The sequence below is a fragment of the Pseudoalteromonas luteoviolacea NCIMB 1944 genome, from assembly GCF_001625565.1.
Classification (GTDB): Bacteria; Pseudomonadota; Gammaproteobacteria; order Enterobacterales; family Alteromonadaceae; genus Pseudoalteromonas; species Pseudoalteromonas luteoviolacea_F.
The window spans coordinates 1-5,155 of sequence record NZ_AUXS01000082.1 but is presented as its reverse complement, the minus strand read 5'-3'; the positions used below and the strand labels follow the sequence as shown (position 1 = coordinate 5,155).

The following is a 5,155-nucleotide window of genomic DNA, read 5'->3' as shown; positions in this document are numbered from 1 at the left end:
GTTACCGTTTGAATTTAAATACTATGTTGAACTTGTTGATTTAACAGGTCGGTGTATGCGTGAAGACAAACGTGGATTTATCACGGACTCTCAGCCCATTTTAGCGAGGCTTAATATCCAACCAGAGAATTGGTTAAAACTCACCACTAATTTTACCAAAGTCTTTAAAGGGTCAGTTGGCAGACCAGACGCAAAACAAAAATACTGCGAACATTTAAAGTTAAAACGACGAGCTAACTTGGCTCAGTGTAGTGAATTACTCGCTTAGCCTGCATACGTATTAAAATCATCTACTTTAGCCATAACTAATTAAGAGTTATTGGGTTACTCATGTCTAAAATCCCTTCGAAAGCCCAAATTTAAGCAACGCCTGAGGCAAATAAATGCTAATCCAACATGTTTGTGTGATTTGTTTCTGTTTTGAAGTTAGCAGGGGAGCATTTGTGGTATAAATTAAATTGGGTGTCATGTGAAATTGTTCTCTTAGAGCTGACGGTTCGCTCGACAGAAGGTGGCGACACTGCTTTTGTCAAACGCTATATTGGCAATGACGCTCAACAAAAGTACTTTATGAATGGCAACAGTGCGCTGCAATGGATGTTTACGGACCACCAAGGGTCAATCATTGCGGTGACGAACAGAAATTACGAGTTACTAGCCCGGTATTCATACGATGTATTTGGCGCGCAAAAGTCACATGGTGCGATAAATGAAACAGATGCGCTCAACTTCACCAGTGCGCAAAGAATATTTGACGTGGTGTCAGATAACTTTAGAGGCTACACGGGTCATGAACCTATAAAAATAGGTGATGACAGCCGCATCATTCATATGAATGGTCGGATCTACGATGCAGATACTGGGCGGTTTATGCAAACCGACCCGTTTGTGCAAGCGTCGAGTAATTTGCAGAACTATAACCGATATAGTTATGTGCTGAATAATCCGCTGTCGTACACGGATCCGAGTGGGTATTTGTTTAAGAAGTTGTTTAAAAAGGTTAACAAAGTTTTTGGAGGTCACTTATCGACAGTTATTGGAGTCGGTTTTGCTATGGCGGGTATGCCATGGGTTGGAACAATGGTTAATAATGGTCTTGCTTTACTTAATGGAGGAGGCTTAAAAGGCTTCATCACAGGTTCACTTTCAAGTGCCATCGGTAACGTCTTTACAGGTCCACTTAGCGGCATGATTGGTAGAGGACTGTCTCTAAGTGCAAGGCATTTATCTTTAGCCCTTATACGCGGAACGCTCGGAGGAGGATTTACTGGGGGGGTTAATTCAGTATTTTTTGGTGGCAGTTTTGGTAAAGGGTTTAGAACAGGAGCAATTGTAGGGGCCGCAACTTCTTCATTAGTTTGGGGAGTAAGAGATTACCAATCAGATAAGTTTATTGAGAATAATTTAGATTGTGGAAAATCAGGCTGTACAGACGATTTATTAAATGCAATTAAAGATGCTGGACAATCTCCGACTGGGCAAAACTTGCTAAACAAATTTAGAAGTAGCAATGAAACTTTAAGTGTGTTGCCTGAAAGCACTTCGCCATACAATTTTCAGTGCGGAGGTGCATGTGGCCCTCATGTTCCAACAGGCTCAAATACAATATATTTTGATGGTAATGTTCAAAATACAATGTTAGGCAATAAGTCATTTGGGGAATTGGTAGCTAACGAACCTTGGGGGCCATCGATGGATGATGGAACGACTTTTATTCATGAACTTGCACATACAAGAACTGCCGGAGGCTATGGTGATCCACAATCTTATTCAATTGGCCCTGATGCGGTAAGCCAAGCTGAGAATAAATATAGGGCGTGGATGGGCGCCCCTTTACGAAAGGATTACGCTCTCCTGTCTCTGGGGGGAGTTTCTAGGCCTGTGTATCAAAGAACAATTTGGGATAAGGCGACAGACACATGGTAAAAAAATTGGAATTTAAATGGCTGCTAGTAGTCATAATATCTCTCAATGTGAATGCAAATATGGAAACGAACATTGATTTTTATTTGCCAAGCTTTGCTAAAAACTATATTCCTGTAATGATGACAAATAGCGACGAATATTCAATCGCGATGTTATCTAATTTTGAACTTGCAAAATTTGTCAATACGATGTTCATTAAATCCAAAAACACTTTAGGAAAAGGGGGTTTTGATGCGGAATACGAGGTTTACATAATTAAAAATCTCCGTTCTGGATATTTACATATCGATGCTGAAAGAGTGATAGAGTTTTTTGGGTTAGTTAGACACAAAAAACTTGACGGTGTATTTGTTAAAAAAGACACGGAAAATTTTTTTGAAAAAGGGTCCAGCATAGAAGATTGTTTTACTTTCAAAGAGAATGTTGGATTTTTGAAAAACTCTTGTATTAAATATTCTGATAATGCCACGTTTAAATTTCACCTTTTTGATAAAGGTTATTTGGTAAAAGAATTTGATTCGCTCCCAATAATAGTTATTACGGAAAGATAATGAAAAATAGGTAACATAAATGGAGTTTCCATATATGTGACCTTTAATCCGGAAGTGTTGAAGTAGACATTAATGGTGATAATTTTGGTCATGGGTTTTTGGACAGCTGGCTTAATTTCCGCAGTAGGTAGTTCTAGTTTTATATCCAAACCAATTGTCAATGTAACAGAATACCTTTGACATAAATGGAGTGTCCATATATGTCATCGCAAAAATGCCTCTGTGCTACATATGTAACGTCTTCTACAGGAGGTGCATTCGTATTTTCACCGGACTATGTTGGCGGAGTTAGCATTAAAAATTCAGTTGGAGATAGCCGGGTGATTGGCGGCAACTAGGGGGAAAATAAAATGAAATCAATGTGGTATTTGCAATTAGTTGCATTAGGAATTGTGAGTGTTTGGTATTTACCAGTTTGTTATAGCGCAACAAAAATACTCAAGAATAAGTATCGAGAGTTATGGACAGATTATGGTTCTTTCGAATTGCTCGGGAACAACAATGTTGTAAGTTCATATAAACTGTTAAAGTTAATATTAACGACTCGCTATAAATCAACAAACGACAGCGAACTTATATCTAAAATGGACACTTGTAGAGTTTTGCTATTAGTTGCATTTGTGTTAGCTGCAAGCCAATTTGTTCTCACTATATTAATGATTGGCGGATACGTTAAATAAGGGAAATTGGAGGCTGTTGATATTCAATTTTTAACTCACCGCAGTCGGTTGCCTGAAGGTTTGGCTTCTTTGGGAGCAACCTAAGCGAATCAAACGAAAGCCAGCGGGAGCTGGTTTTCTTTTATCTGGCGTTTAGGTGTTGGGTCCTGATATCTTGGCACCAAATCATAAATATCTGTCAAGAATTTCAGATGACCCCAATTCAAAATTGACTTTTTTATCTTCATTTTTACTTGTGGCAAACAAACCTTAGTTGCACCAACAGATGCCACAAGGGGGCATTATGCACTAGAGGTGACCATATCAATTTTTGATGATGTGTCTAATAACTTTAAAGCTTACACAGGGCATGAGCAAGTGTCGCTGGGTGGCGTCAAGCGCATCATTCATATGAATGGTCGGATCTACGATGCAGACACGGGCCGGTTTATGCAGGCGGATCCGTTTGTGCAAGCGCCGAGTAATTTGCAGAACTATAACCGATATAGTTATGTGCTGAATAATCCGTTGAGTTATACCGAACCATCAGGTTTCTTTTTCAAAAAACTCAAAAAGTTGGTTAAGAAATACTGGAAGCCGATAGTCGCAATAGTTGCAACTGCCGTTACTTACGGTGCAGCATCTGGCTGGGTAGCTGGTTGGGGAACTGCGGGCACATTTGGGACTGCTGCAACCGCGACATCTGCGGCTACTTTGACGGCTACGGGAGCTGTGGCTACTGGTGCTATTGCTGGTGCAGTTGGAGGCGCTATAGGTGGAGCACTAGTAACAGGAAGCTTGAAAGGAGCACTGAGAGGGGCTTTTACAGGTGCAATTGCAGGCGCTGCTGGTGGTTATGCTAATTTTGGTAGTGTTAGTGGCTGGGGAGATGCTGCACAAAGAGTCGCAGTTTCAGCGCTTGGTGGATGTGGCGCAGGCAAAGCAGCAGGTGGATCTTGTAGTAAAGGCGCTAAAATGGCTGCAATGGCTCAAGCTTTAACTATGAGTGCTGAAGCTATTTACAAAAGTGTCAGTAGCAAATATAACAAAACGGGCGAGGTTCATCTTAAGCAAGAAGGAATCAGTGATGTAGGTAAACAAGTCAAGAAAAACCTTGATGAACATTACTGGGGGATGTCAGACCAAGCTGGAGTAATGAAGGATATTGCTAAAGGGCCATATATGGACTCTTTTGCTGAGTTTCATGATGGGCTTCATGATATGTTTACTAATGTATTAGGTAAGGGAGATATTGTTACCAATAATGGAGTCGGATTAATTGTGACAATGCCTCACTCTTATAGATTGACGCTTTTAGCAGCGGCAAGACCGTACAATTATACTTATGCTACTTATGAACTAATGGATGATAAGTATGGAAACTAAAATTATTAAAAGTTTTGTTAAAACTATCTATATTCTACTATCACTTGGCTTAGCAGGTTGTGTTATTGGTCATCAGGATTATAAAAGGTATTTAGATATGGATATTGGTAAAAATATAAAAGAACATCCCCCTTTTGACTCTGATAATGCTGGGAAATTAATAAGATCTGATTATTTGTTAGGCGGAGAAGGCTTAACTCATATCACTGAGATGGATAATGGTACGTTAAGATATCATTATAGTGCTCATGAGGTATTGTCTAATTATAGTATTCAAGATTATATAGGAAAGTGTCTTATTTATTATGATGTTGATCCAAAGAGCAATATTATTTTAGCTTGGGGTTTTGATAAAGGTGGAAACCCTTTGAGCTGTAGAACATGGTCTTAAGGGTCAGCAACTAGAGGGATCAAATCCTTGATATCGACTTTCTACTAATATGAGGTTTAATCAAGTTTACATTTTTTGGGAGCAACCCAAAAGGCGCAGCCAACAAGCAAACGAAAGCCAGCGGGAGCTGGTTTTCTTTTATCTGAAGTACAAAAGACACCCAACCCAAAGTTCCAGCATTTGCTGGGTTTTTTCTGTTTCTGGCCTAAGAATAAAACCCGAATTCAAGTTCCAAGTGCACC

Annotated in this window: 5 protein-coding genes and 1 pseudogene; all 6 read left to right on the top strand. The window is 39.6% G+C overall.

The genetic code is table 11. From position 1 onward, the window contains the following. Positions 1-268, top strand: a pseudogene (locus N483_RS27390) (transposase); the annotation flags it as partial. A 173-nt stretch (positions 269-441) separates the two neighbouring features. Next, positions 442-1,926 carry an RHS repeat domain-containing protein gene (locus N483_RS24740; RefSeq protein ID WP_023398294.1) on the top strand — a complete coding sequence of 495 codons (1,485 nt, stop codon included), beginning with the start codon at positions 442-444 and terminating at the stop codon, positions 1,924-1,926. Next, positions 1,920-2,477 carry a hypothetical protein gene (locus N483_RS24735; RefSeq protein WP_063383407.1) on the top strand — a complete coding sequence of 186 codons (558 nt, stop codon included), beginning with the start codon at positions 1,920-1,922 and terminating at the stop codon, positions 2,475-2,477. The genes N483_RS24740 and N483_RS24735 overlap by 7 nt, the downstream gene beginning before the upstream one ends. A gap of 350 nt (positions 2,478-2,827) precedes the next feature. After that, complete coding sequence (locus N483_RS24730; RefSeq protein ID WP_023398297.1) at positions 2,828-3,157, top strand: hypothetical protein; 330 nt, start codon at positions 2,828-2,830, stop codon at positions 3,155-3,157. Between the two features lie 294 nt (positions 3,158-3,451). After that, positions 3,452-4,522 (top strand): RHS repeat-associated core domain-containing protein, encoded by a 1,071-nt coding sequence (locus tag N483_RS27560; RefSeq protein ID WP_023398298.1) that lies wholly within the window; start codon positions 3,452-3,454, stop codon positions 4,520-4,522. Beyond that, entirely contained in the window at positions 4,512-4,913 is a 402-nt protein-coding gene (locus N483_RS24720) for a hypothetical protein (protein ID WP_023398299.1), read from the top strand. Before N483_RS27560 ends, N483_RS24720 begins: the two co-directional genes overlap by 11 nt. Positions 4,914-5,155 lie beyond the last annotated feature (242 nt).